At 67.3% G+C, this 26,348-nt stretch carries 20 protein-coding genes; 9 read left to right on the top strand and 11 right to left on the bottom strand.

Annotated features, from left to right (window positions below; genetic code table 11):
- Nucleotides 1-20: 20 nt before the first annotated feature.
- A complete protein-coding gene (locus ASG64_RS10025) occupies nt 21-1,451 on the bottom strand; it encodes a gamma-aminobutyraldehyde dehydrogenase (RefSeq protein ID WP_056073206.1) in 1,431 nt (476 codons plus the stop codon).
- Nucleotides 1,452-1,619: 168 nt separating this feature from the next.
- On the opposite strand from ASG64_RS10025, the gene ASG64_RS10020 reads away from it, so the two are divergent.
- Nucleotides 1,620-3,140 carry a PucR family transcriptional regulator gene (locus ASG64_RS10020; protein WP_056074295.1) on the top strand — a complete coding sequence of 507 codons (1,521 nt, stop codon included), beginning with the start codon at nt 1,620-1,622 and terminating at the stop codon, nt 3,138-3,140.
- A gap of 1 nt (nt 3,141) precedes the next feature.
- On the opposite strand, the gene ASG64_RS10015 is transcribed toward ASG64_RS10020, so the two are convergent.
- Nucleotides 3,142-4,503, bottom strand: a complete 1,362-nt coding sequence (locus ASG64_RS10015) for a flavin monoamine oxidase family protein (RefSeq protein ID WP_056073203.1) — start codon at nt 4,501-4,503, stop codon at nt 3,142-3,144.
- A gap of 193 nt (nt 4,504-4,696) precedes the next feature.
- On the opposite strand from ASG64_RS10015, the gene ASG64_RS10010 reads away from it, so the two are divergent.
- The 3 genes from ASG64_RS10010 to ASG64_RS10000 all read left to right on the top strand — a co-directional run bounded on the left by ASG64_RS10010 (nt 4,697) and on the right by ASG64_RS10000 (nt 5,958).
- Complete coding sequence (locus ASG64_RS10010; protein WP_056073200.1) at nt 4,697-5,170, top strand: OsmC family protein; 474 nt, start codon at nt 4,697-4,699, stop codon at nt 5,168-5,170.
- Between the two features lie 107 nt (nt 5,171-5,277).
- Complete coding sequence (locus tag ASG64_RS10005; protein WP_200933456.1) at nt 5,278-5,661, top strand: SRPBCC family protein; 384 nt, start codon at nt 5,278-5,280, stop codon at nt 5,659-5,661.
- A 90-nt stretch (nt 5,662-5,751) separates the two neighbouring features.
- Nucleotides 5,752-5,958, top strand: a complete 207-nt coding sequence (locus ASG64_RS10000) for a hypothetical protein (protein WP_042575569.1) — start codon at nt 5,752-5,754, stop codon at nt 5,956-5,958.
- 91 nt (nt 5,959-6,049) lie between these two features.
- On the opposite strand, the gene ASG64_RS09995 is transcribed toward ASG64_RS10000, so the two are convergent.
- Genes ASG64_RS09995 through ASG64_RS09985 form a run of 3 tightly spaced genes read right to left on the bottom strand, consistent with a single transcriptional unit; the run spans nt 6,050 to nt 10,049 of the window.
- Nucleotides 6,050-6,703: a DedA family protein gene (locus tag ASG64_RS09995; protein ID WP_042575568.1), complete on the bottom strand. Its 654-nt coding sequence runs from the start codon at nt 6,701-6,703 to the stop codon at nt 6,050-6,052.
- Nucleotides 6,704-6,723: 20 nt separating this feature from the next.
- The gene (locus ASG64_RS09990; RefSeq protein WP_056073192.1) at nt 6,724-8,997 is read right to left on the bottom strand and encodes an ATP-binding cassette domain-containing protein; all 2,274 of its coding nucleotides are present in this window, start codon (nt 8,995-8,997) and stop codon (nt 6,724-6,726) included.
- Between the two features lie 32 nt (nt 8,998-9,029).
- Nucleotides 9,030-10,049, bottom strand: coding sequence for a GTP pyrophosphokinase (locus ASG64_RS09985; protein WP_052493321.1), 1,020 nt, complete (start codon nt 10,047-10,049; stop codon nt 9,030-9,032).
- Nucleotides 10,050-10,085: 36 nt separating this feature from the next.
- Here ASG64_RS09985 and ASG64_RS09980 point away from each other — a divergent pair, with 36 nt between their 5' ends.
- Nucleotides 10,086-10,535, top strand: a complete 450-nt coding sequence (locus ASG64_RS09980; protein WP_235579561.1) for a hypothetical protein — start codon at nt 10,086-10,088, stop codon at nt 10,533-10,535.
- On the opposite strand, the gene ASG64_RS09975 is transcribed toward ASG64_RS09980, so the two are convergent.
- From ASG64_RS09975 to ASG64_RS09965, 3 genes are all read right to left on the bottom strand, one after another.
- Nucleotides 10,532-11,893 carry a dicarboxylate/amino acid:cation symporter gene (locus ASG64_RS09975; protein ID WP_056073189.1) on the bottom strand — a complete coding sequence of 454 codons (1,362 nt, stop codon included), beginning with the start codon at nt 11,891-11,893 and terminating at the stop codon, nt 10,532-10,534. The two genes, ASG64_RS09980 and ASG64_RS09975, sit on opposite strands and share 4 nt — an antisense overlap.
- A gap of 187 nt (nt 11,894-12,080) precedes the next feature.
- Entirely contained in the window at nt 12,081-12,392 is a 312-nt protein-coding gene (locus ASG64_RS09970) for an AzlD domain-containing protein (RefSeq protein WP_082518375.1), read from the bottom strand.
- Nucleotides 12,389-13,111, bottom strand: coding sequence for an AzlC family ABC transporter permease (locus ASG64_RS09965; RefSeq protein WP_235579560.1), 723 nt, complete (start codon nt 13,109-13,111; stop codon nt 12,389-12,391). The genes ASG64_RS09970 and ASG64_RS09965 overlap by 4 nt, the downstream gene beginning before the upstream one ends.
- Nucleotides 13,112-13,185: 74 nt before the next feature.
- On the opposite strand from ASG64_RS09965, the gene ASG64_RS09960 reads away from it, so the two are divergent.
- The gene (locus ASG64_RS09960; protein WP_042575565.1) at nt 13,186-13,740 is read left to right on the top strand and encodes a helix-turn-helix domain-containing protein; all 555 of its coding nucleotides are present in this window, start codon (nt 13,186-13,188) and stop codon (nt 13,738-13,740) included.
- Here the strand turns inward: ASG64_RS09960 and ASG64_RS09955 are convergent.
- Genes ASG64_RS09955 through ASG64_RS09945 form a run of 3 tightly spaced genes read right to left on the bottom strand, consistent with a single transcriptional unit; the run spans nt 13,724 to nt 17,542 of the window.
- Complete coding sequence (locus ASG64_RS09955; protein ID WP_056073186.1) at nt 13,724-14,674, bottom strand: asparaginase; 951 nt, start codon at nt 14,672-14,674, stop codon at nt 13,724-13,726. The genes ASG64_RS09960 and ASG64_RS09955 overlap by 17 nt on opposite strands.
- A complete protein-coding gene (locus ASG64_RS09950; protein WP_042575563.1) occupies nt 14,671-16,137 on the bottom strand; it encodes an amino acid permease in 1,467 nt (488 codons plus the stop codon). The genes ASG64_RS09955 and ASG64_RS09950 overlap by 4 nt, the downstream gene beginning before the upstream one ends.
- 7 nt (nt 16,138-16,144) lie before the next feature.
- Nucleotides 16,145-17,542 carry an aspartate ammonia-lyase gene (locus ASG64_RS09945; RefSeq protein WP_042575562.1) on the bottom strand — a complete coding sequence of 466 codons (1,398 nt, stop codon included), beginning with the start codon at nt 17,540-17,542 and terminating at the stop codon, nt 16,145-16,147.
- A gap of 131 nt (nt 17,543-17,673) precedes the next feature.
- On the opposite strand from ASG64_RS09945, the gene recC reads away from it, so the two are divergent.
- From recC to recD, 3 genes are read left to right on the top strand one after another with little or no spacing between them, the layout of a single operon-like run.
- Entirely contained in the window at nt 17,674-20,979 is a 3,306-nt protein-coding gene (gene recC, locus ASG64_RS09940) for an exodeoxyribonuclease V subunit gamma (RefSeq protein ID WP_056074292.1), read from the top strand.
- Nucleotides 20,976-24,263 (top strand): UvrD-helicase domain-containing protein, encoded by a 3,288-nt coding sequence (locus tag ASG64_RS09935; protein WP_056073182.1) that lies wholly within the window; start codon nt 20,976-20,978, stop codon nt 24,261-24,263. The genes recC and ASG64_RS09935 overlap by 4 nt, the downstream gene beginning before the upstream one ends.
- Complete coding sequence (gene recD, locus ASG64_RS09930; protein WP_056073179.1) at nt 24,260-26,149, top strand: exodeoxyribonuclease V subunit alpha; 1,890 nt, start codon at nt 24,260-24,262, stop codon at nt 26,147-26,149. The genes ASG64_RS09935 and recD overlap by 4 nt, the downstream gene beginning before the upstream one ends.
- Nucleotides 26,150-26,348 lie beyond the last annotated feature (199 nt).

The raw sequence follows: 26,348 nt of genomic DNA, 5'->3' as shown, positions 1-26,348 counted from the left end.
CCTTCGGAGAGCAGTGAATGTCAGTCGTGGGAGCTCATGACGTGCTTGAGTCGCGTGTAGTCCTCGACTCCGTATGCCGAGAGGTCCTTGCCGTAGCCGGAGTACTTGAAGCCGCCGTGCGGCATCTCCGCCACGAGCGGGATGTGGCAGTTGATCCAGACTGCGCCGAAGTCCAGTGCAGCGCTGACCCGTTGGGTGATGCCGTGGTCGTTGGTCCACAGGCTGGACGCCAGTCCGAAGCGCACGTCGTTGGCCTTGGTGATCGCATCCGCCTCGTCGGTGAACGACTGCACCGTGAGAACCGGACCGAACGTCTCCTCCTGGACGATGTCGTCCTTCTGCTCGACTCCGGTGACGATCGTGGGTTCGAGGTAGAAACCGGTGTCTCCGACTCGGTTGCCGCCGGTCACGATCGAGGCGTGGGCCGGCAGGTTCGCGATCTTCGTCGTCACGGACTCGAAGTGGCGGACGTTGTTCAGCGGGCCGTAGAACGCGTCGGCGTCGTCAGGGCTGCCCGGAGTCAGCTCGCGTGCCTTCTCGGCGAGAGCGTCGACGAGCTTGTCGTGGATCGACTCGTGCACCAGCACACGCGTCGCGGCGGTGCAGTCCTGGCCGGCGTTGAAGAACGCTGCTTCGGCGATACCGCCGGCCGTCTTGTCGATGTCGACGTCTCCGAAGACGATGGCCGGAGCTTTCCCACCGAGTTCGAGATGGGCTCGCTTGAGCTGACGGGCGGCAGCCACGGCCACCTCGATTCCCGCTCGCACGGACCCGGTGATGGACACGAGTCCGAGGGCGGGGTGCTCGACGAGGGTGGCGCCGGTAGCACCGTTGCCGAGGACCACGTTCAGGACACCGTCCGGAAGAATGCCCTTCGACAATTTCGCGAGTACCAGCGTGCTCTCCGGCGTCGTGTCGCTCGGCTTGAGGACGATCGTGTTGCCGGCGGCCAGAGCCGGGCCGATCTTCCAGATCGCCATCATCAGCGGGTAGTTCCACGGGGTCACCTGCCCGACGACGCCGATGGGCTCGCGGCGGACGTACGAGGTGAAGCCCTCCATGTACTCACCGGCGGACTTGCCCTCGAGCATGCGGGCGGCACCGGCGAAGAAGCGCAGCTGGTCCGCGCCGACCGTCACCTCCTCGTCCGCGATGACCTGCTTCAGCTGACCGGTGTTGCGGCTCTGCGCCTCGACCAGCTCGTCGGAGTGTGCCTCGAGCGCATCGGCGAGCTTCAGCAGTGCCGTCTGACGGGTCTTCGGGGTCGTCTTGCCCCAGCTCGCGAAGGCGCGCTCGGCGGCGGCCACGGCGTCGTTCACGTCGGCCTCGGTAGAGATGGGGGAGACGCCCACGACCTCCTCGGTGACCGGACTGATCAGGTCCAGGGTCTCTGTGGACGAGCTGACGACGAACTGGCCGTCGATGTAGTTCCGAAGCACGTCGTGCGACATCGGTCCCTCTCGGTTGTGGGCGCTGGTGGTTCGATCAGTGTGCGCTCGACGGCGCGCGGGGGCAGCGGACAAAACGATGATTCCCGGGGGCGTGGGCACTCCGACTTGTCCATTGCGGCCTACCTGGTGTTCGCTGTGATTCACGGGCGGAGGAAGGCGGGTCGGATCATGACGGTGTCTGTCCGCTGGGTGCTGGCGCAGAAAGCGCTCGCGATGGAGCTGCGCGCAGGCGCGAGCGGCCTCGATCGTGAGGTGTCCTTCGCGCACACGACCGAGTTGTCCGACCCGTTCCGATGGTTGTCCGGCGGCGAGCTGTTGTTGACGACGGGGCTCCGGCTGCCGCTGACCACGCCGGAGCGTGTGGCATATCTCGAAGCATTGAACGACGCCGGTGTCGCGGCGGTGGGTTTCGGCACGGGACTCTCGTTCTCGGAGGTGCCGTCCGATCTGGTCGAGGCCGCCGACAGCCTCGGTCTGCCGATTCTCGAGGTTCCGTTGCCGACGCCGTTCGCCGCGGTGGTCAAACTGGTGATGAACCGCCTCGCCGAGCAGCAGTACGACGCTGTGGTTCGCGCGTCGCGTGCTCAGCCGCGGATGACCCGAGCGGTGGTGGCGGGAGGAGCGGCCGCGATCGTCCGCGAATTGGCGTCGGCGACATCGTCCGCCGTGGTGCTTCTCGACGACATGGGGAGAGTGCTCGAGCATCACCCTCGCGGGAGCGGTATCGGCGTACTCGACGACATCCGCGCGCTGACCGAGGAGAAGGGTTCGGTGGCCAGCAGGGTCGCCATGACGAAGGCAGGCGTGTCGATCAGTGTGCAGCGCATCGCGATCGGCTCCGCCACCCACGGTCACGTCGCCGTGGTGGGCCCCGTACTGGGGAACGTCGATCACATCCTGGTGGGGCACGCGGCATCGCTGCTGGCTCTCGATTTCGAGAAGCCGGCACGGGTGCAGTCCGCGCAGGACAAGCTCAATTCGGTGGCGCTGAGCCTGGTTCTGTCGGATCTCGACGGACTGGCGCCGGTGTGGTCGCAGATCGAGTCGGCTGCGGGCGGCGACGGAACGGTACGAGCGGTCACCGTGAACGCCGATACCGTCACCCGAGCCGAACGGGTCCTGGCGGCCATGTCCGCGCGCTCCACCGAGGCGGGGCGCCAGGTGTTCGGTCAGCGCTGGAAGACCCGCGTCACCCTCGTGGTGCGCGGATCGGACGACAAGACTTTCGTGCAGTCCACGCTGGCGTCGCTGGACGTGTCGGAACGCAGGAGGCTCCGCGTTGGAATGAGCGCGCCGCACCCGGTGGAGAGTCTCGAGCAGGCGGTGCAGGAATCTCGACTCGCGGCGTCGTCCGCGTCCGCAGGTGCGGATCCCGTCGAGTTCGGCTCCCTGGTCGGCGGAGTGCTTCTCGCGCACGCGTCGACGCGAGAAGCGCTGGCTACCGTCGGCGAGGCCACCGTGTCCCCGCTCGAGAAGTACGACACCGCCAACGGGACCGATCTGGTGGCGTCGCTACGCGCGTTTCTCGACGCGAACGGGCACTGGGAGTCGGCGGCCTCGACGCTGGGTGTTCACCGACATACGTTGCGCAGCAGGATCGCTCGTATCGAATCCACCATCGGGGTCGATCTGGACGATGCCCGCGTGCGTGCCGAGCTGTTGCTCGCCCTCATCGCACGCGGGACCTGACTCAGCGCTCCAGCAGCCCCGAGATGACCTCGGCGGTGCGGTGACCCATGCGCACGGCGCCGTCGACGTGCTGGTAACCCTCGGCGGCGATGTCGGAGCACGAGAAGTGGATCGGACCGACGGACGTACGGGCGTCGCGACCGTAGCGGTGCAGGCCGCCGAGGTCGAAGCTCGCGGCATAGGCACCGCGGGTCCATTCCTCGGTGCCCCAGTCGGACTCGTAGTAGACGACGGGCTCGAGTGCCTTCGGTCCGAGGTAGGTCGCGATGGACTCGAGGATGGTGCGCTTGCGGTCCTCGGCGCTCAGCTCGAACATCGCGTCGGCCTTCTCGTCGGAGACGAAGGCGACGAGCGTGCCGCGTGAGTCCTCGTGGTTGGTGTTGTCGTACACCTCCTGGGCGATCTGGTTCGCGCCGAAACCGGTGCCCGACAACCCTTCCTCGCGCCAGAACGGAGTATCGTACACCGCGTGCACCTTGATGACGAGGCCGAGCGACTGGTGCTGATGCATCTGATGCTGGCGGCGGGGGAGGGGCGGGTCGTACGAGATGCGGGTGTAGAGGTTCGGCGGAACGGCGATGATCACCTTCCGCGCCGTCACCTCGAGATCGCCGTCGGCAAGCACGGTCACACCGTCCTCGGACCATCGGACGGTGCGGACCGGAGCGTTCAGGTGCACGTCCTCGCCGAGGCGTTCGGCCATGCTGACCGACACCTGCTGCATGCCTCGGACGACGCGCTTGTCGAGGATGAAGCCGTCGTCGACCAGATTGGTGAACGAGCCGGCGGACGCGGCCATGAGGATCGCCTGCAGCGCGGAGAACGCGTGGGCGGGCTTGGTCAGCATGCCGCCGGCGATGAACATGCCGATGTTGGCCGTGGCCTCGGCATCGTCCGACTGCTGCGCGAGCCAGCCCTCGAACGAGACGATGTCGAGCTCGCGGGCCAGCGGGTGCGCCCACGGCTCCTCGGGACCGATCTCCGCAGCGAGTTTGTCGAGCATCTCGATGAGGCGGTCGATCTCCTTCACCGTCGACTCGGCGACGGGGAAGTTCTCGCCGGTGTAGCGCGTGGCGGTGCCTGCCGGATCGACGTAGACCGACTGTCCCTCGCGGTAACGGTCGAACGTCTCGAGTCCCAGCTCGTCGAGCAGCCCGATCAGCGCGGTCTGATCGGGGGAGACCCACTGGCCACCGAGTTCGAGGATCGCTCCGTCGATGTCCTTGGTCCAGGTGCGTCCGCCGACGCGGTCCCGTGCCTCGAGGACGGCGACGCTCAGTCCCGCCTTGCGCAGTGCAGTGGCAGCGGCGAGGCCCGAGGGGCCCGCTCCGACGATGGCGACGTCGCGATCGAATGAGGGCACGGTAGTGGCTCCTGTCCAGGTGGCGGTGTCGTCTCAGTCTGCCGGGTTCCGGGCGGAGCCGCGCAGTGCCGAAACGGAGTACCCGGTTCCGTCGCTCTGGACGGATCGGTGCGGTGGGGGTAAGCGGATGGGCCGAGAATCACGCTGATCGCAATCCTGTGCATCGCGTTCGGTGTGCGCGAACGTCGACACCATGACTTCCACCATCCGCACATCGGTCGTCCCGTTCGTCGTCGAGGCGTCGGGAACCGGCGTCGCCCAGCACCTCGTCGTGCAGGGCGACGCCGGCCACGAGTTCGACACCGACGCCTACCCCGCGTTCGGCGGTAAGGACGAGGCCCCGAGCCCGCTGTTCTTCGCGCTGGGCTCGCTGACGTCGTGCAACCAGGTCACCGCGAACCTCGTCGCGAAGGACCTCGGCATCACGCTGGGCAAGTTCACGTTCCGAATCCAGGGTGACCTGGACACCGCCGTGCTGGTGAAGGGCGTCGACGGCAACGCCAATTTCGACACCGTCACCGTCGAGGCCACCGTCGAGACCGACGCCACCGGCGATGCCTTCGACCACTTCGTGTCCGAGGTCGAGCGTCGGTGCCCCGTCACCCAGCTCTTCGTGCGCAGCGGAACGGGCTTCGTGAACACCTGGACGCGCGCCGACCTGACGTGACGGGCTCTCGAGCTCCGCGAGTACGCCCATAGTGTCGTGGGATCGCCGCTGATCACGACACTTCGGACGTACTCGCGAAGAGCTTGCTGCGTGGCTACGCTCCTACGATGATCAGTCGACACGTGAGTGCAGTGATACCCGCGCCGCCCGAGGCCGTGTACGACTATCTGGCCGACGTCGACAACCTCACCGCCTGGGCCGCCGGTCTCGCATCGGGCTTCACTCGCGACGGTGACGACCTCCTGGCCGAGTCACCGATGGGCACGGTCCGGGTGCGGTTCGTCCCGCGCAACGCTCTCGGGGTGTTGGACCACGACGTGACGCTGCCCGACGGCACCGTCGTGAACAACCCGCTGCGCGTCCTGGCCCACCCCGATGGCGCCGAGGTGGTCTTCACCGTCCGGCAACTCGGGATGACGGACGAGGAGTTCGAGCGGGACTGCACCGCCGTCGCTGCCGACCTCGCGTCGGTAACAGCGCTGCTGGGCTGAGTCTGTCAGCGCACTCTCAGGTCGGGGCCGGTCGATCGTCGTAGTGTCGACCGCGGTGCGCAGGGTGCGCGCCGACACGAGGAGGACGTCATGGCAGGCATCGCCGACAAGTTCGACAAGGCATACGCGGACAAGTCGATCGAGGAACTGGCCGACGCGCCGGTCGCGGCCCTGAAGGGCGTCAGCGACGGTGATGCGGAGAAGCTGAAGGCAGCCTTCAACATCACCACGGTGCGCGATCTGGGCACCAACAAGTACTTCCTGTGGGCGCAGGCAACCGCGACTCTCGCGCAGTAGGACCGTTCCCCACCCCGCGAGTACGTCGATAGTGTCGTCGGCACGGGCCGTACAGCGACGGTATGGACGTACTCGCGGCGGGGGTAGGGGCCTAGCTGACGTCGGACGACCGTCGTCGACGCACTCGCTTGGTCACGAAGACCGCGAGCAGTACGACGACGATGCCGATGACGATGTACTGGAACACCGACGCGTACTGCTCCACGTAGTGCCAGTTCTCGCCGAGGTAGTAGCCGGCGAGCACGAAGATCGAGTTCCAGAGCAGGCTGCCCAGGGTCGTGTAGAGCAGGAACTGCGCCACGGGCATCCGCGAGATGCCGGCCGGAACAGAGATGCCGGATCTGACGACCGGGATCATGCGACCGAAGAACACCGCCGAGCGTCCGTGACGCTCGAACCATTGCTCCGCCTTGCCCAGGTCGTCGGTGTCGACGAAGGGAATGCGGTTCACGGCCGCGTACATCCGATCGCGCCCCAGTTTCAGCCCGAGCCAGTACAGCACCATCGCGCCGATCACCGAGCCCGCTGTCGTCCAGAACAGCGCGCTGAACAGACTGAACCCGCCTTGCGACGCGGTGAAGCCCGCGAGCGGCAGGATGATCTCACTGGGTAGCGGTGGGAAGAAGTTCTCAGCGGCGACCGCGAGACCGGCACCCGGACCGCCGATGCTCTCCATCAGGCCGACGGCCCATCCGGCGAGTCCGCCGAGTTCCGTGGCAGGGGCGGCAGTGACGATGTCGCTCATGGCGTCACTTTACCGTCCCTTTAGGTTTGCAGAGCTCGTGCGAGGTAGGTTCCGGTGTGGGTATCGGTCTCCGCAAGGTCGTTCACCGTGCCCGTGAAGACCACCTCGCCGCCGTCGTGACCACCGTCCGGTCCCAGGTCGATCACCCAGTCGGCGGCCGCCACGACATCCATGTTGTGTTCGATCACGATGACGGAGCGACCTTCGTCGACCATGCCGGACAGCAGTCCTACCAGGTTGTCCACGTCCGAGGAGTGCAGTCCGGTCGTCGGTTCGTCCAGCACGAGGACGGGCGAATTGCCCACCAGTTCCGAGGCCAGCTTCAGCCGCTGACGTTCTCCGCCGGAGAGCGACGTCAGATTCTGGCCGAGGGACAGGTAACCGAGACCGACATCACTGCACCGGCGCAGTACGTCGCGCACCTTCTTGACCGTGAAGAACTCCTGAGCCTCGTCGACGGACATGTCGAACACGTCCGCGATGGACACCCCGTCGACGGTGTGCTTGATGGCCCCGCTTCGGAAGCGTCGTCCCTGACAGGTCTCGCACGTGCTGGACACCGGATCGGTGAAGCCGAGATCGGTGAAGATCATCCCGGTGCCCTGACAGTCGGGGCACGCGCCGTCGGAGTTGGGGGAGAACAACGCGGCGGGCTGCCCGGTCTTCTTGGCGAAGTGCGCGCGGATGGGGTCGAGCAGGCCGGTATAGGTAGCGGGAGACGACCGCCTCGATCCGCGGATCGGTGCTTGGTCGATGACGACGGCGTCGGCGCGGGCATTTCGGAGGTGCCCGTGGATCAAGCTGGACTTGCCGGATCCGGCAACCCCGGTGATCGCGACGAGCACACCGAGCGGAATGTCGACCGAGACGTTCTTCAGGTTGTGGCTGTCGGCGTTCGAGATCGTGATCCATCCCGACGGCGTCCGCGGCGAGTGGAGGCTGCGGCCGTCCCGCCGCAGCGCCCGTCCGGTGCGGGTGTCGGCCTCGCGGAGTTGGTCGTAGGTGCCCTCGAAGATGACGGTGCCGCCGTGCTTACCGGCGCCCGGGCCGATCTCGACGATACGGTCGGCGATGGCCATCACTTCCGAGTCGTGTTCGACCACCAGCACGGTATTGCCTTTGTCCCGCAGTGCGATCAGCATCTCGTTCAGGCGGTGGACGTCGCGCGGATGCAGACCGGTGGTGGGTTCGTCGAAGACGTAGAGCATGTCGTTGAGAGTCGCGCCGAGGTGGCGCACCATCTTGATGCGTTGCGACTCGCCGCCCGACAGCGTCGAAGTCGCCCGGTCGAGGCTCAGGTACCCCAGGCCCAGATCGACGAGGCGACGCAGCTGGGTCACCACTTCCCGGCGTGGGCCGTCGAGGTCCCCCAGAGTCCAGCCGTCCATGACGTCCGCGAGGTCCGACACCTGCATGGCGAATGCGTCGGGGATCGAGATGCCTTCGAGCTTCGCGTTGTGGACGACCTCGTTGAGTCGAGTACCGTTGCAGGACGGGCACACTCCGCGTGTGACGATGCGGTCGTACGCTTCCTTCGACTTCCCTTTCAGGGCGTCGGCATCCTTGGAGAGGTAGCTGCGTCGGAACCGCGAGAGCAGCCCCTCGTACGTCTTGAAGACGGCATCGGGATTGTTCATCTCGACCTCGCCGGGAGCCGCATCGAAGAACAGGTGACGCTCGCGCGGCGAGAACTGTTCGATCGGGACGTCGAGGTCGAACAGGCCCGAATCGGCGTAGAGGCGATACGGCCACTTACCCGGAAGGAAGTCGGGATGCTTGATCGGTCCCTCTCGCAACGACTTCGACTGGTCCACCAGTTCGTCGAGATCGACGACCTTCGCCTCACCGAGTCCCTCGCACTCCGGGCACATACCCGCCGGGTCGTTGAAGGAGAACGCGTTCGCGTAGCCGATGGACGGGGTCACTCCACGCGACCACAGCATGCGCAGCCAGTCGCCGATGTCCGTGATCGTCCCGACGGTCGAGCGCGGGCTGCCGAAGAGGCGCTTCTGGTCGACGATGATGACGGCCGACAGATTGGCGATGAGGTCCGCGTCGGGTCGCCCGTAGGACGGAAGGAACGTCTGGGCGAACGCGCTGAACGTCGAATTGATCTGCCGCTGCGCTTCGGCGGCGATGGTGTCGAAGACCAGCGAACTCTTGCCGGACCCCGAGACCCCGGCGAAGACGATGAGCTGCCGCTTGGGAAGGTCGATGTCGACGTCGCGCAGATTGTTCTCCCGAGCGCCGCGCACGGTGATGGTGGACAGAGCGTCGTTCGGTGGCGTCGTCACGCAGTAGAGATACCAGAGCGATGCGACACGCGTCAGCCGGACTGGGCCTGCAGCTTGCTCAAGCGGTACCGCAGTTTGCCCGGGCGGTCACGCTCGGTGGTGAGCGACGACGTCCGAGCGATATGTGCCTCTCCGAAACGGTCGAGCAGAAGATCGTCGACCATGCGTACCTGGCCCGGTCGGTACTGGTAGTCCATGGCGGCCGTGACGTACTCGACGCGAGACGGGTTCAGCGCCTCCTCGAGTTCCGCACCCGTGGTGATGCCGTTGGCGTTCACCAGCGTCAGCAACCACTCGTAGTGTCCGCTCTTACTGGGGGTGTAGTCGGGAAGCAGGTCGGTGACGACCGACCGGAGTTGCTCGGCCGTCAGTTCGAGATCCATACCGCGTGCAGCATCGGCCGCACGCAACTCGGCGATCTTCTCGGTGTGATGACGATCGGCCAGTTCGAACTGCGCATCCGCCAATTCGATGAGGCCGGCAGCGAGGGTGAACGCGCGATCGATCGTGGGCGAGCCCTGCGTGCGTGAGTTCTTGAACCGGATGTCGTGCTCGATCTCGGCCCACGCGTGCTGCAGCACCGTGCGGATCTGTACCTCGAAGCCGAGCCCCACGAAGGCTTCGCACCCGGCCGGAACATGGTCGCCGTCGGCGCTCATGATCAGATGCTTTCCCGCGTAGCCGAACACCCCCGACTCCTGCGCCAGGGACGACTTGTCGATGGTCTTGAGCAGCACGAACTTGTCCGAGATCGCGTCGACCACCCTGTCGATGTCCGAGGTCAGGTACGTGATGACACGGATCCCGACGAGGTCGGTGACCTCGACCAGCGGATCGGTGAACTCGAGCGAACCGTCGGGACGCAACCGCGCGAACTTTCCGGCAGCGGACTCGACCGACTTGGTCCGGGCTTCCACGGCATCGACATCGATGTCGGCGTCGGACACGAACTTCTCCACCGCCGACGACAGGGCAGCCGTGGCCGCGACGAAGTGGTCCCACCGCGCGCGGTACTCCTCGACGGAGCTGTGCATGGATGTCGTGCTGCGCATGGTGGGGATTCTGCCTCACCATGATCGAATGCTTGCGTGACGCTCCGTACGTACCGCGTGGTCGACTGGGACACGACGCTGCTGATCCTGGTGTCGGCACTGATCCTGCTGGCCGCGTTGGTCCTCGGCGTCTGGAAGTTCCGCCAGATGGCGACGTCCGAGAACGGGCAGGCGCATCCGTACGTCGACATCGCTCACCGCGCTGCGCTGATGTACTCGTTCGCGACCCTGGTGATGGTGCCGTTGGTGCACTTCAGCGCGTGGCCGACGTGGGTCAACATGGTGGCGTCGGGAGCCGTCGTGTTCTTCTTCGTCGCCGCGATCGTCAGCTATGTCGTGCACGGCCTCTTGCGCGACACCGACAACCAGTTCGTCCGCCCGGTGCCGGGAACGCACGCGTTCATGTATGCGCTCGCGGCCACCGAGATCGGCGGACTACTGGTGTTGATCGTGGGCTTCGTGCGCGGCCCGCTGTTCGTGAGTTAGCGCGCGAGCTCCACGTCGTCGACGAACGGGTCGCCGTTGCGCGGGGCGTCGAATCGCTCCTGGTCCAGGATGCCCTCGCGCTTGGCGACGATGGTCGGGATCAACGCCTGGCCGGTGACGTTGACGGCGGTGCGGCCCATGTCGACGATCGGCTCGACGGCGAGCAGCAGGCCGACGCCGGCGAGAGGCAGCCCCAGAGTCGACAGCGTCAGGGTGAGCATGACGGTGGCACCGGTGGTTCCGGCCGTCGCGGCGGAGCCGACGACGGACACGACCACGATCAGCAGGTAGTCGGTGAGCGTCAGGTTCACGCCGTAGAACTGCGCGACGAAGATCGCGGCGATCGCGGGATAGATGGCGGCGCAGCCGTCCATCTTGGTGGTGGCGCCCAGAGGCACCGCGAACGATGCGTACTCGCGGGGCACACCGAGATTGCGCTCGGTGACGCGCTGGGTCAGCGGCAGAGTGCCGATGGACGAGCGGGAGACGAAGCCGAGCTGCGTTGCGGGCCACACGCCGGAGTAGAAGTTGCGGATCGAGAGACCGTGCGCCCGAACGATGATCGGGTAGACGACGAAGAACACGCTTGCCAGTCCGACGTACACCGACACCGTGAACACGCCCAGCGAACCGATCGCGTCCCAGCCGTACGTGGCGACGGCGTTGGCGATCAGCGCCGCCGTACCGATCGGGGCCAACCGGATGATCCACCACAGCACCTTCTGCACGATCGCGAGCAGCGAGGCGTTGAAGGTCAGGAACGGCTCGGCAGCCTTGCCGACCTTCAACGCGGCGATGCCGATGGCCGCCGCGACGACCAGCAGCTGCAGGATGTTGAAGTTCAGTGTGGTGCTCAGTGCGCCCTCGGTCTCGCTGGTCCGGGCGCCCAGTGCCAGGAAATTGTTCGGGACGAGGCCGGTGAGGAACGACCACCACGAACCCGTGCTCGACGGTGCCTCCTCCAATGCCGCAGATACCCCGGTCCGCGAACCCGGTTGCGCGACAAGACCGATGATGATGCCGACGATCACGGCGATGAACGCGGTGATGGCGAACCACAGCAGGGTCTGGCCTGCCAGGCGAGCCGCGTTGGTCACGGCGCGCAGATTGGCGATGGAGCTGACGATGGCCGTGAACACGAGGGGAACCACGGCGACGGTGAGCAGTTTGACGTAGCTCGATCCGATGGTCGAGACGGTTTCGACGAGCCAGTTGGGATTACCGTCGGCGGCGTCGGGCATGGATCGAGCGATGAGGCCGATGACGACGCCGAGGATCAACCCGGCGACGATCTGAGGCCCGAACGACGTGAGCCAGTGCGGCAGTCGACGGGTGGGGGCAGCGCTGGGCGCGGACATGGTGGAGCCTTCCGAGAATGCTGGGGCGGCCGAGGACGACAACGGCCGAAAAGGGTGCGCGGTGGACGAAGAGACCGGGGAGGAACACGGTCTATCGACAGATGGCGCTGGCCTGCAGGCGAAGGTCGACGTAGCGACGCGATGTCAGGAGCAGAGGCACTCGGACGATGCTACGCCCGTGCCCGGGTCAGCTGACGCCGAGCCATCGCAGACCCGCGGTGACTGCCGCTGCAGCGACGACCACGAGCACGAAAGGTGCTCTGCGCCAGGCGAGGAACGCGGCCACGAGGACGCCCACGGGTAGTGCGAGGCCCGCGTCGCGGGGGAACGTCGAGGTGGCGACGAGGGCGACGAAGACGACGGCGACCGCGGTGGTCATCGACTTCTCGGCCGACGCGGACAGCTCACGCCGTCCGCGTAGCGCGATTCCGATCAGGCGCAGCGCGAACGTTCCGACGGCGAGTGCGGCAACGCCCGCGAGAATGGCCCCGGTGCTCACGAGGCGTCGTTTCTGCGCCCGAATCTGAGCACGAACGGCATGACGGCGATCAGGGCGAGCACCACGGAGACACCGGCGGGCACCACGACGCCCGCGGCGACGGCGACGGCGGCGCCGACGCCCGCGGCGATGCGCGTCACCCGATCGCGCAGGGAGGGCATCACGAGGGCGAGGAGGATGGCAGGAAAGGCGGCGTCGAGTCCGAGTGACTCCGCGCTCTCCACACCGGCGCCGAGGCCCACGCCGGCCAGTACGCCCAGATTCCATGCGACGAAGAGGAACGCGCCGCAGAACCAGAACGAGAGGGTCCTGCCCCGACTGGTGGTCGAGGCCATCGAGAAGGCGACCGACTCGTCGGTGACCAGATGGGCACCGAGCAATCGTGCGGCAGGTCGGTCACCGAGCAGCGGTGCCACCGAGAAGCTGAGCGGAAGCAGTCTGCCGTTGATGAGGAGTGCGCTCGACACTGCGGCCAGAACGCTGCCCCCGCTGGTCAGTACTCCGACGAAGACGAACTGTGAGGCTCCGGCGAACACCGCGATCGACAGCAGGCAAGGGAGCCACCACGGCAGGTCGGACGCGACGGCGATCGCCCCGAGCGAGGCACCGACCAGGGCGTCGGCCAGGCACACCACGGCGATGTCCCGCACCGCCACGTCGGGATCGTCCCGGAGCGTGAGCCACAGAGGTGTTCGCCATATCGAACGCATGGTGCTCATGGTGAACGGTCGCGGGGCCGTTCGTCAAGACGAACGAGCGCAGTGTGTGACGAACACTGTGGCATCATGCAGTCATGTCCGACAGCGCACCCATCGCCGCGATCGCCGCGTCCCTCGTGCGGGAGCGTCGACGAACGGGACTGTCTCTCGCCGAGGTGGCCCGACGCGCGGGTATCGCGAAGTCGACCCTCTCTCAGCTCGAGTCGGGAACGGGAAATCCCAGCGTCGAAACACTGTGGGCGCTGAGCGTGACCTTGAACGTGCCCTTCGCGCGCCTGGTGGAACCGCCGCGGCAGGAAGTCCGCTTGGTGCGACGCGGTGAGGGTCCGTCGATCGCGGCGGAGTCGTCCGACTACACCGCGACACTGCTGTCGTCCTGCCCACCGACCGCACGCCGCGACCTGTACCTGCTCACGGCCGAGGTGGGGACGCCGCGGCTGTCCGATCCGCACATGCACGGGGTGATCGAACACGTGGTGGTCTCGTCCGGCCGGGCGGTGTGCGGGCCGGTGGACGCGACCGAGGAACTGGGACCGGGGGACTACCTGTCGTACCCCGGCGACGTGCCCCACGTGTTCGAGGCGCTCGAGAACGGGACGACTGCGGTGATGGTCACCGAGCAGTACTGATCGATGCCAGGTCCGCTGTGACGGGTAGGCGGTTGCTCAGCAACGCGCACAGCAGGATTCGTGCCTGGGCGGGACTGAGGTCGCCCGCGGACACCGCACCGGCACGCACCAGGTCGGCGCCCCCGCCGCCGCCGCCGTAGGTCGTGAGGACGCCGCCGGACGGCACCCGCGTCGACAGCATCACCGGGACGCCGGCGTCGGTGCATCGGCGCACCGCGTCGACGACCGCGGCGTTCGCGTTGCCCGCGCCCATCGCCTGCAGGACGATCCCGTCGGTGCGCGCGGATCGCAGTGCGTCGATGACGAGTCCGTCGACACCCGGGTAGAGCGCGACCACGTCGACCCGGATCCCGTCGATCGGACTGTCCGGCAGCGTCTCCCGCGGAACCGGGTCGACCGCCGGCGTGCCGGAGTAGGCGTCGAGTGCGGTCGTGTGCGACTTGCGTACCCCGCGGGCGCGCAGCACGTGCGGACCGAAGGCGACGAGCACACCGTGCCCTCGTCGCTCGGGATCGGCGGCCACCCGGAGCGCTGACTCGATGTTGCGCGGGCCGTCACTCTCGACGTGATCCGCGGTGCGCTGAGCGCCGGTCAACACGACGGGGCGAACGTCGGTGTGGGAGAGATCGATCAGCATCGCCGTCTCCTCGAGGGAGTCGGTGCCGTGCAGGACGACGACACCGCTCACCGCGTCGTCACGCAGCGCATCGGTGACGGCGCCGCGGACGGTGTCCATGTCGAGGAGCGACATCGCGGCACTGTCGACGCACAGGACGTCGGTGACTCGGACCCGGACGCCGACGCGGAGTCCGGCATCCACAAGGACGTCGTGGGCGTGACGGCCCGTTGTGCTGACACCGTCGGGGCCGACGCGGCTGGCGATGGTTCCGCCGGTGGTCAGGACGACGACCGTCGGCAGTGCGGGTGAGCTCATCGGGCGACCGTTCCCCCTCCCGCACGAGCACGCTCGCGGGCGAGACGCTCGATGCCCGGGCGCGCCGCGCGCCAGCCGATGGCCAGCGCGGGAACGATCACCAAAAGGGAGGCCAGCGTCCAGGTGCCGATCGGGTAGTCGAAGCCCATCAGGATCAGGACGACCACCAGGAAGACCAGGGTGGCGATGCCGGTGTACGGGGCGCCGAACAACCGGAAGGACGGCCGCGCCACCACGCCCTCCTTCGACAGGTGCCAGAGCTTGAGCTGGCACAGCACGATCATGGCCCACGCGCTGACGATGCCGAGTGCCGCGAGATTCAGCACGATCTCGAAAGCTTGCTCCGGAACGACGGCGTTGAGCACCACTCCGAGCAGAGTAACCGCTGCCGTCAGCAGGATCCCGCCGTAGGGCACGCCGGCCTTGCTCATCTTCATCGCGAAGCGCGGCGCGCTTCCGGCAGCGGCCATGGACCGCAGAATGCGTCCGGTCGAATACAGACCGGCATTGAGAGACGACAGGGCCGCGGTGAGAACGATGAGATTCATGGCCGTGTCGGCACCCTCGACTCCGATCGATCCGAAGAACGTGACGAACGGGCTCTCACCGGCCCGGTAGGCGGAGTAGGGAAGAAGCAGCGACAACAGGAGCACCGACCCGACGTAGAAGACGGCGATACGAATGATGACGGTGTTGATCGCCTTCGGGATGACCTTCTCGGGGTTCGGCGTCTCGCCCGCGGCGGTGCCGACCAGCTCGATAGAGGCGTAGGCGAAGACGACGCCCTGGATGATGACGACGGCGGGCAGCAGACCGTTGGGAATCAGACCGCCGTTGTCGGCGATCATCGACAATCCCTGCTCCTGGTTCGGTGTCCCCTTCACGAGGAGGAAGAGCCCGATGCACAGGAATGCGACCAGGGCGACGACCTTGATCAAGGCGAACCAGAATTCGAGTTCCCCGAACACTTTCACCGACACCAGGTTCAGGGACAGAACCAGCACCAGTGCGGCGAGCGCGAAGACCCACTGCGGGACCGAGGCGATCGGATCCCAGTACCGCCCGAAGAAGTTCATGTACAGCGCCACGGCGGTCACGTCGACGACTGCGGTCATCGACCAGTTCAGCCAGTAGAGCCATCCGGAGACGAATGCTGCCTTCTCACCGAAGAATTCACGGGCGTAGGAGACGAACGACCCGGATGTCGGACGATGCAGAACCAGTTCGCCCAGCGCGCGCAGAATGAGAAATGCGAAGAACCCGCAGACCGCGTAGGCGATGACGAGTGCCGGGCCGGCTTGCGCGAGCCGCCCACCGGCACCCATGAAGAGGCCGGTTCCGATCGCGCCGCCGATGGCGATCATCTGGACCTGCCGCGTTTTCAAACCCTTGTGATAGCCGTCGTTCTCGGCGGCGTGGAGGGCCTCGTCGGCGCCCTGGTGCTCGGTGGTGGGAATCGTCATGGTGTCCTCAGTTCTGGAGGTTCGCCAGGTGCTCGGGGCGAAGGAGTTCTTCGAGTCGGTCTGCGGTGAGAAGGCCTCGTTCGAGGACGAGCTCGGCGACGCCGCGTCCGCTCTCGAGTGCTTCCTTGGCGATCTCGGTGGCGGCTTGGTAGCCGATGTGGGGATTGAGGGCGGTGACGAGTCCGATCGAATGCTCGACGCTGTCCCGCAGATGGGCCGCATGAGCGGTGATCCCGACGACGCACTTGTCGGCGAGAGTCCGGCAGGCCGCGCCGAGATGAGTCATCCCGGAGGTCAGAGATTCCATGATGATCGGCTCGAACGCGTTGAGCTGCAGCTGACCTGCCTCGGCCGCCATGGTGATGGTGACGTCCTGACCGATGACCTGGAAGGCCACTTGGTTGAGCACCTCGGGAATCACGGGATTGACCTTGCCGGGCATGATCGACGAGCCCGCCTGAACTGCGGGCAGGTCGATCTCGCCGAACCCTGCACGCGGTCCCGAGGAGAGGAGTCGAAGGTCGTTGCACACCTTCGACAGCTTCACGGCGCACCGCTTGAGCACCCCGGACAGATGCACGAACTGCCCCACGTCCTGGGTGGCCTCCACGAGGTCGGTCGCGCTGATCAGAGGGAGCGACGTGATCTCACGGAGATGGCGCACGGCCGCCTCGCGATAGCCGGGGGCGGCGTTGAGACCGGTGCCGATGGCCGTCGCACCGATGTTGATCTCGTGCACCAGCATCGAGGCTTCCTCGAGCCGGGCCCGGTCCTCGTCGATCATGACGGCGAACGTCCCGAATTCCTGGCCCAGTGTCATCGGCACGGCGTCCTGCAACTGGGTCCGGCCCATCTTGACGATGGTGCGGAACTCCTCCGCCTTCGCGCGGAAGGCGTCCTGCAGGATGCGCATCGACTCGGACAGTTCGGCCACCGCGAGGATCGTCGCGATATTGCAGGCAGTGGGATAGACGTCGTTCGTGGACTGTCCGAGGTTGACGTGCTCGTTGGGGTGCAGGTGGGTGTACTCGCCGGGGCGGTGGCCCAGGAGGACGAGCGCGCGGTTGGCGATCACCTCGTTGGCGTTCATGTTGGTCGATGTGCCGGCGCCGCCCTGGATCACGTCGACGACGAACTGGTCGTGCCACAGGCCGTCGAGAATCTCGCGGGCGGCCTGCAGGATTGCGTCGCCACGCACCTGGTCGAGGAGACCCAGTTCCATGTTCGCCGCAGCGGCCGCGTACTTCACGGCGGCGAGCGCGCGGATCAGTTTCGTGTTCGACGAGATCGGTCGTCCGGTGATGGGGAAGTTCTCCGTGGCGCGCAGCGTGTGGATTCCCCAGAGCACGTCGGCGGGGACCTCGCGGTCGCCCAGCAGGTCGTGTTCCGTACGCGTGGCGGCCACGGTGATCTCCTTCGGTTCCTGTCAGGCTGTCTGACAGGTGAAGTGTGAACCACGGCACACCGGTTGTCAACGGTCGGGTGTCGGAGGCACGCGTTACGGTCGGTCCGGAACCGACCCGAGGGGAGATCGACGTGCTCGTGCTTCACCGCGCCGAACGCGCGAGCACATTGGCGGCCGGATTGGCGGACCTGCTGCGCGAGCCGCTCGCCGACCCGTTCACTCCCGAGGTGGTGTCCGTCCCTGCCAAGGGTGTCGAGCGGTGGTTGCAGCAGAGCCTCTCCGGAGCTCTGGGAACGCAGTCCGGATCGGACGGGATCGCGGCCAATATCAGTTTCCCGTCACCGTCGGCGCTGGTCGAGGACGCCGTGAGCGTGATGTCCGGAGTGAGTGTCGACTCCGACCCCTGGGCCGCCGGTCCGTTGCTGTGGACGACGCTGCGCGTCATCGACGCATGCATCGGCGAGCCGTGGTGTGCGGTGCTCGCGAACAGCATCGGCGGCGTCGGTGCAGCGCCGGACGATCACCGCCGCGGCCGGCGCTGGTCGACGGCGTCGCACGTCTCGTCGCTGTTCCGCTCCTATCAGGCGCAACGCCCGCAGATGATCCTCGACTGGGCGAACGGCCGGGACACCGACGGCGCCGGCGCTCCGCTTGCTCCCGACCTCGTATGGCAGGCCCGACTGTGGCGGCAGATCCGCGATGTCGTCGCCGTTCCGAGCCCGGCCGAGCGTCTGGACGAGGTGTGCGACGCACTCGCCGAGCGACCCGACGAGATAGGCCTGCCGTCCCGTCTGTCACTGTTCGGCGCTACGCGACTGTCTACGATGCAACGGCTCGTTCTTCGCGCGGTCGCGGTTCGGCGCGACGTCCACCTGTGGCTTCCGCACCCCAGTCCGGCCCTGTGGTCCGGTGCCGCACCGGCCGATACCCCGCGGAACGCGCGCCGGTCGGACAGCCGGATTCCGATCACGACGGGGCATCCGCTCCTGGTCAGCCTCGCGCGGGACGTCCGCGAACTGCAGCCGCTCCTCGTACCGCTGGCGGATTCCGACCACCACCTTCCTGCAGCGGACCTGCCCGACACCGTGCTCGGCCGCCTCCAGCGGGACATCGTCGCCGATCGTGCACCCGCAGCACGGGCCGTCCCCGGCATGGACGGCAGCATCCGGATCCACGCCTGCCACGGGCCCGCGCGTCAGGTCGACGTACTCCGGGACACCCTCCTGCACCTCTTCCAGGACGACCCGACGCTGGAGCCGCGGGACGTTCTGATCATGTGCCCGGATGTCGAGACGTTCGCACCGCTGGTGCGAGCAGCGTTCGGCAATACGGGCACCACGGAGGACGGGCCGGTCCACCCGGCCCACGGCCTCCGCGTTCGGCTCGCCGATCGGGGGCTGCGCCGCACCAATCCGGTTCTCGATGTCGTCGCCGCGACGATCGACATGGCCGGCGGCCGAGTGACCGCCACGCAGATGCTCGATCTGGCTGCGACAGAAGCAGTTCGGACCTGCTTCCGCTTCGCCGACGAAGACCTCGAGCGGCTACGGGAATGGACGCGGGTGTCGGGTGCGCGGTGGGGAATCGACACACTGCAGCGCACCGCGTTCGGGCTCCGTGACTTTCCTCAGAACACTTTCAAGTTCGCGATGGATCGGTTGCTGCTGGGCGTGGCTGCGGACGAGACCACCGGGGACTGGTTGGGTCTGGCCCTCCCCGTGGACGACGTCGACGGCAACGACATCGACCTGGTGGGCCGCTATGCGGAACTCGTCGACCGGGTGTCGAAGGTTCTGCACGAGATGAAGGGGGAGCATCCCGGACGCGTGTGGCGCGAGCGGTTGCTGTCCGTCGTCGACCTGCTCACCGATGTCCACCCGGCCGACTCCTGGCAGCGAGTCGACGCATCGAGAGAGTTGTCGTCCGCATTCCAGGACGGCGACGACGTACCGCTCGTGATCGCCGATGTCCGCGCCATGCTGCGGGACAGGCTCGCCGGCAGGCCCACCCGGTCGAACTTTCGCACCGGCGAGCTGACCGTGTGCACGATGGTCCCCATGAGGTCCGTGCCCCACCGGGTCGTGGTGCTGCTCGGGCTGGACGACGAGGTATTTCCCCGCGCCGGTCACCTCGACGGAGACGATGCGTTGGGCCGCGATCCGCTGATCGGTGAGCGGGACGTCCGCAGCGAGGACCGTCAACTTCTTCTCGACGCGGTCATGTCGGCGGGCGACACACTGGTGCTCTTCCATACGGGCGCCGACCCGGTGACCGGAGCGCACGAGCCGCCGGCCATTCCGCTGGCGGAGCTCATCGACGTCGTCGCTGTCACAGCCGGTGTCGACCCGGTGACTCGGCATCCGTTGCAGCCGTTCGATTCCTCGCTGTTCGACGGGCGCAATCCCTTCGGGTTCGACACCGCGGCACTGGCCGGCGCCGTCGCGGCCACGCGAGCACCGCACGAGCGTGTCGGTTTTCTCGACCGGCCACTGCCGGCGAGGCCCTCGTCCGACATCGATCTCGCGCAGCTGGTCTCCTTCGCGCAGAGCCCGGTCACCGCGTTCCTGCGGCAGCGCCTGATTATTGGACTGTCGGAGTCGAACGACGATGTCGAGGACGCGCTCGCTGTCGATCCGGATGCCTTGACGACGTGGAACATCGGCGAGCGGATGCTGACGGCACTCCTGAAGGGTGTCGACATCGCCGACTTCAAGGCGGCGGAGTGGCGACGCGGCACGCTGCCCCCGTTCGAGCAGGGAGTCCGCCTGCTGACAGCGATCGAGGAGGCCGTGGTTCCCATCGCGACCGCGGCCGCCGACGTGCACACCGGGCCACCCGAATCCGTCGACATCGTGGTGGACCTCGGCGACGGCCGACGGTTGACGGGCACCGTGCCGGGCGTTCACGGCACCACCATCGCCCGCACGAGCTATTCACGGATGGCTCCGAAGCGTCGCCTCGAGGCATGGGTGCACCTGCTCGCGGTCACGGCGCAGTCGCCGCCCCATCAGGTCTCGGACTGGACGGCGATCACGACGGCGCGAGGCAGGTCGTCTCGCCCGGTGGCACGCTCGCTCCTGCATGCGCCCGACGACCCTCGGCGCGTCCTCGCCGACCTGGTGGACCTTCGTGAACGTGGACTGCGCGAACCGCTGCCCGCCGCGCTCAAAGCCGGTGAGGCGTACGCGAACAAGGCTGCGCGAGGTGTCAGCGAGGAGATGGCGCTGGATGCCGCCCGCTACGAATTCTCGGGCAAGTTCGGCGACGTGACCGATGCGGGGATCGTGCTGGTGCACGGCGCCGGGGTGGACTTCTCGGTCCTGTCGGCAGCGAGACCCACCGACGAGGAAGCGACGTGGTCGCCCGACACCACGCGGTTCGGTGTGCTGGCACGCCGTCTCTGGTCTCCGCTCCTGAACCACGAGAAGGTGTCATGAGTTCCTTCGACCTCACCGGCCCCCTTCCGCTCGGCACGACGGTGCTCGAAGCGAGCGCGGGAACCGGAAAGACCTATGCGATAGTCGGACTCGCCGCACGCTACGTGGCCGAGGGCATCACCGATATTGCAGGAGTGCTTCTGGTGACCTTCAGCAGAGGCGCCACCCGCGAGCTGCGCGAGCGCACCCGCGACCGCTTCACCGGACTTGCCGCGTCGTTGGCCGATCCGGCGTCGGCACGCGGTGATCGGGACGAACTGGTGGCCTATCTCGCCGATGCCGACGACGTCGTGGTGGAGGAACGCCGTCGACGCCTGCTCACCGCGCTGTCGGAGTTCGATGCCGGAACCATCGCCACGACGCACAGCTTCTGCCAGCGCATGCTGGACGGGCTGGGAATCGCCGGTGAGCGTGAGCCGACTGCGACGTTCGTCGAATCGGTGGACGACGTGGTCGTCGACGTTGCCGACGATGTCTATCTCAGCCGCTACAGCAGGGAGCACGGGTCACCCCCGATGACACTCGCCGACGCGAGATCGATCGCGCGGGACGCCGTGCGAGATCGCCGTGCCGAACTGAGTCCCGACGCTCCGGCGGACACCGTCGGCGGCCAACGCGTCCGTCTCGCCGGCGCGGCCCGGACCGAGGTCGAGCGCCGCAAGCGTCGCCTGGGTGTGCGCGACTTCGACGACCTTCTCGTCCTGCTGCACGACGTCCTCACGGACCCGATCCACGGGGACGCTGCGTGCGCGCGCGTGCGGGAGAAGTTCAGTGTCGTCCTCGTCGACGAGTTCCAGGACACCGATCCGCTGCAGTGGACGATCCTGCAGCGCGCGTTCCACGGTCACGGAGCCCTGATCCTGGTGGGCGACCCGAAGCAGGCCATCTATGCGTTCCGAGGGGCCGAGGTGCTCAGCTACCTCGATGCCGTCGCGGTCGCCGACAGGCACATGGCCTTGTCCACCAACTGGCGGAGCGACGCCGCGCTGATCGACTCACTCGCCCATCTGTACGGCGGTGCTGCGCTCGGTCATCCCGACATCGTCGTCTCGCCGGTTACTGCCTCGCACTCGGAGCGCCGGCTCACCGGTCCCGACGGTCCACTGGTTCCTTTGCGGCTCAGAGTGTTCGGGCGCTCCGGATCGGGTCCTCTCAACGGGAGGGGGTTGCCCGCAACGGACAAGGTCCGTGTCCGGATCGCGGACGACGTGGCGCGCGACATCATCGAGTTTCTCGACGGCGGGACGACGTTCGACGACGGCGACGGCATCCGCCCGATCGCACCCGGAGACATCGCCGTGCTGGTGCGGACAGGACGCCAGGCGGACATGGTGCGCTCCGCGCTCGATAGAGCGGGTGTTCCCTCGGTCCTCTCCAGTGGCTCGTCCGTGTTCGAGACCGATGCCGCGGGACACTGGCTCCGCGTCGTGCAGGCGCTCGAGCAGCCGCATCGCGCCGACGTCGTGCGGCGCGCCGCCCTGTCCCCTCTGGTGGGGTGGACGGCGCAGCACCTGGACGACCGCGGCGACTCCGCGACGGCCGAGTTGAGTGCGCGGTTCCGTGAATGGAGTGGACTCGCCGCCCGTGCCGGGTTCGCGGCGATGGTCGAGAACCTCACGTCGACCATGGGTCTGCAGCAGCGTCTGTTGGCCACCGAGACGGGGGAGCGTGACCTGACGGACCTCCGCCACATCGCTCAACTCCTGCAGCGGCAGTCGCTCGAGGACGGGCGTGGTGTGGCGTCGCTGGCCAGGTGGCTGGGCGATCGTGTGCGGGAACCGTCGAGCGGTTCCGTTCCCGACCGCAGCCGCCGGTTGGACAGTGATGCCGAGGCCGTCCAGATTGCGACAGTCCACGCCATGAAAGGACTCGAGTTTCCGGTCGTCTACATCCCGTACTCCTGGAGCCCCTTCGGGACGTTCACGCCGTCGTCCCTGCTGTTCCATGAGAACGGCCGTCGCATTCTCGATGTCGGCGGGGTGAAACATCCCGGCTATCACGCACGGAAGCAGGTGCACGACAAAGAGGCCGACGGCGAGGAGCTACGACTGCTGTACGTGGCGCTCACTCGTGCCAAGTCGCGCATCGTGCTGTGGTGGGCGCCGACTGCCACCACCGAGACGTCTCCGCTGCACCGCCTGCTGCTGGGCCGCGCGCCCGGCGTCTCGGAGCCCGAGCCGAAAGTGAAACTGGTCGACGACGCGGCGACGCTGATCGCTCTGCAGACCCGCGCGGGCTCGTCGATCGTGGTCGAGCAGGTGGTCGGCGTACCTGTGATCGAGCGTCCGGCGCGCGTACTCGCGCGCGAGAGCGAACCGCTCGCGGCGGCGTCCTACGACCGGGTTCTGGATACATCGTGGCGACGCACGTCGTATTCCGCGTTGACGGCCGGTGCGCACGAGCAGGCCGCGGAGGCGGCGGAGTCGGACGAGATCACCATCGGTGACGAGCCGACCGACGATCCGTTCGCCACCGCCGAGTCCACCGGACTTCCGTCGCCGATGAACGGTCTCCCGGCCGGCGCGGCATTCGGAACACTCGTCCACGAGATCCTCGAGTACGTCGACACGGCGGCACCCGACCTCGACGAGGAGGTGCTTCGTCGATGCCTCGAGGCGGCGGACGCACACGGGGCCGACCTCGACCCTGCTCATCTGGCCACGGCCCTGACCTCCGTTCTGCGGACCCCTCTCGGCTTCGGGACACTGGCGGACTTCACGCCCGCCGACCGGCTCGCCGAGATGGACTTCGAACTGCCCCTGACCGGTGGGGACGCCCCCGCGTCCGCCGTCGTGACCGTCCACTCGATCGCCGACCTGTTGGCTCGCCACCTCGAACCCGACCATGTCCTCGCGCCCTACCCACAGCGGATGCGGCGACTGGACGACCGCCGGCTTCGCGGCTACCTCACCGGGAGCATCGACACGGTGTTGAGGGTGCAGGACGGTGCGCACCCCCGGTTCGTCGTCGTGGACTACAAGACGAACCGCATCAAGAGCGGCGACCTCACCGTCGACGATTTCACTGTTCCCGCCATGGCGGCCGAGATGATGGAGTCCCACTATCCCTTGCAGGCGTTGCTGTATTCGGTTGCGGTACATCGATATCTGCGATGGCGGATGCCCGATTACGATCCGCGTACCCATCTCGGCGGTGTGCAGTACCACTTCGTGCGCGCGATGATCGGACCCGACACCCCGCCGGGGCGGGGCGTCTTCGAATGGCATCCCTCGGCCGACTTGGTGGCCGAGACATCCGACCTGCTGGCCGGGGTGTCGTCATGACGGCCGGCGGCATCGCGCAGCGAGGCAGGGGGATCCTGCGCGATTTCAACGACGCGGGAGCCTTCACGGCGGCGGACGTCCACGTGGCCGTGCGCCTGGGAATCCTGGGCGACGAGCCCGACGAACTGGTGCTGTTCGCGGTCGCACTCGTCGTGCGAGCGGTGCGCGCGGGATCGGTGTGTCTGGACCTGAACCGACTGCGCGACGTGACCGTGAACGACGGCGTCGATGTCGAGGCGCTGCCGTGGCCGGACGATGCGGCCGTGGTCGCGGCTCTGCGGGTCAGTCCGCTCGTGGTCGGTGGCAGCACCGGACCGCTGCGTCCCGTGATCCTGATCGATACCGCGGAAGGGCCGTTGCTCTACCTCCAGCGTTACTTCCTGCAGGAGAAGATGATTCGCGACGTCCTCGCCGAACGTTCGATGTCGGCGCCGACGGTCGACGTCGATGCCGTGCGGACGGCGCTGCACCGCTACTTTCCCGACGCGACGGCACCGGACCGCCAACGCATCGCCGCCGCACTGGCCGCGACAGGGTGGACGACGGTCATCGCGGGTGGCCCCGGGACCGGGAAGACCCACACCGTCGCTCGCATCCTGGCGTTGCTGACATCCCTGCACGGTCCGGGAGTGCGCATCGGGCTGGCGGCACCTACCGGCAAGGCCGCGGCTCGTCTGCAGGAATCGGTGTCGGAACAATCCATCGAGCTCGGACTCGACGGGACGACGACCGCCATGACGCTGCATCGTCTGCTCGGATGGCAACCCGGAAGCCGCAGCCGCTTCCGCTACGACGCGTACAACCGGCTGCCGTACGACGTCGTCGTGATCGACGAGACGTCGATGGTGTCGTCGACGTTGATGAGTCGACTCCTCGAAGCGGTACGCGCCGACACCCGCGTCATTCTCGTCGGAGATCCGGATCAGTTGACGTCGGTCGACGCGGGAGCCGTGCTCGCCGACCTCGTGGCGCGGCCCGTGTCGGGAACCGTGTCCGCTGTGGTGTCGGATCTGGTCGGGTCGGACATCGACTCGGTGCCGGCCGCGGCGGATTCGCTGGAACGTGCATTGTCCGAGAGGGAGATTCGGCGTCTGGCCGGCGGCATCGTGCGGTTGAGCCGTGGTCGCCGATTCGGTGGGGCCATCGCCGACCTCGCGGTCGCGGTGCGCGACGGGAACGAGGACGAGGTGATGCGGTTGCTGGAGCGCGGCGACCCTGCTGTCGTCTTCGGGCCCGCATCCGAGCTGGGCGGCCTGGAGCACGACGTGGTGAGCACCGCGCGGGAGGTCACCGACGCGGCCCGCAGGGGCGATGCCGGCGGCGCCTTGGCGGCCATGGAGGGACACCGACTTCTGTGCGCGCACAGGGAGGGTCCGTTCGGTGTGGACCACTGGGCTCGCTGGGCGATGGATCGAGTCGGAGCCGACAGCGGAACGTTTCTCGACGCCTCGCAGTGGTACCGCGGTCAGCCACTGCTGGTGACGGTCAACGACCACGACAACCGGATCTACAACGGAGACACGGGAGTTGTCGTCGACGACGGCAAGGGCGGCATCGTCGCGGCCTTCGCTCGCGGCTCGGATCCGTTCCTGGTGCACCCGAGTCGGCTGTCCGCGGCCCAGACCGTCTACGCGATGACCATTCACCGGAGCCAGGGAAGTCAGTACGACACCGTGTCGGTGATCATCCCCGACGAGATGTCGTCCCTGCTCACCCGAGAGCTGCTGTACACGGCGATCACGCGGTCCCGGTCGACGGTGCGCATCATCGGGAGCGAGGCCGCGGTTCGAGCCGGAGTTCGTCGCCGGGTGCTCCGCGCGAGCGGCCTGCGCAGAGAACCATCCGTTCCGTTCGGAGACGCGCCCACACTCGCCGCTCGTTCGTAGATCGCGAGCCGGCCCACACGTCGTGCGCGTGCGCTATATTCTCCACGACTGCGGTCGGGGAGACCGTTACAGGGGTGGGAACGGGACGGGGGTTCGAAGGATGGCGCATATTCACGGTCGATCGAACGTTTCCGCGCTCGGCCCGCAGGCGTCGGCGTCCGGCTTCTGATGGCGACATTCCTCGACAGGGAGTCTCCTC

The sequence above is a fragment of the Rhodococcus sp. Leaf247 genome, from assembly GCF_001426185.1.
In the GTDB taxonomy this organism is placed as follows: Bacteria; Actinomycetota; Actinomycetes; order Mycobacteriales; family Mycobacteriaceae; genus Rhodococcoides.
This window is presented reverse-complemented; position numbering and strand designations above follow the sequence as displayed.

Coding starts and splice junctions, on each gene's coding strand:
- ASG64_RS10025 (WP_056073206.1), bottom strand. CDS start 1,451: ATGTCGCACGACGTGCTTCGGAACTACATCGACGGCCAGTTCGTCGTC.
- ASG64_RS10020 (WP_056074295.1), top strand. CDS start 1,620: ATGACGGTGTCTGTCCGCTGGGTGCTGGCGCAGAAAGCGCTCGCGATG.
- ASG64_RS10010 (WP_056073200.1), top strand. CDS start 4,697: ATGACTTCCACCATCCGCACATCGGTCGTCCCGTTCGTCGTCGAGGCG.
- ASG64_RS10005 (WP_200933456.1), top strand. CDS start 5,278: ATGATCAGTCGACACGTGAGTGCAGTGATACCCGCGCCGCCCGAGGCC.
- ASG64_RS10000 (WP_042575569.1), top strand. CDS start 5,752: ATGGCAGGCATCGCCGACAAGTTCGACAAGGCATACGCGGACAAGTCG.
- ASG64_RS09995 (WP_042575568.1), bottom strand. CDS start 6,703: ATGAGCGACATCGTCACTGCCGCCCCTGCCACGGAACTCGGCGGACTC.
- ASG64_RS09985 (WP_052493321.1), bottom strand. CDS start 10,049: ATGCGCAGCACGACATCCATGCACAGCTCCGTCGAGGAGTACCGCGCG.
- ASG64_RS09975 (WP_056073189.1), bottom strand. CDS start 11,893: ATGTCCGCGCCCAGCGCTGCCCCCACCCGTCGACTGCCGCACTGGCTC.
- ASG64_RS09965 (WP_235579560.1), bottom strand. CDS start 13,111: ATGAGCACCATGCGTTCGATATGGCGAACACCTCTGTGGCTCACGCTC.
- ASG64_RS09960 (WP_042575565.1), top strand. CDS start 13,186: ATGTCCGACAGCGCACCCATCGCCGCGATCGCCGCGTCCCTCGTGCGG.
- ASG64_RS09955 (WP_056073186.1), bottom strand. CDS start 14,674: ATGAGCTCACCCGCACTGCCGACGGTCGTCGTCCTGACCACCGGCGGA.
- ASG64_RS09950 (WP_042575563.1), bottom strand. CDS start 16,137: ATGACGATTCCCACCACCGAGCACCAGGGCGCCGACGAGGCCCTCCAC.
- ASG64_RS09935 (WP_056073182.1), top strand. CDS start 20,976: ATGAGTTCCTTCGACCTCACCGGCCCCCTTCCGCTCGGCACGACGGTG.
- recD (WP_056073179.1), top strand. CDS start 24,260: ATGACGGCCGGCGGCATCGCGCAGCGAGGCAGGGGGATCCTGCGCGAT.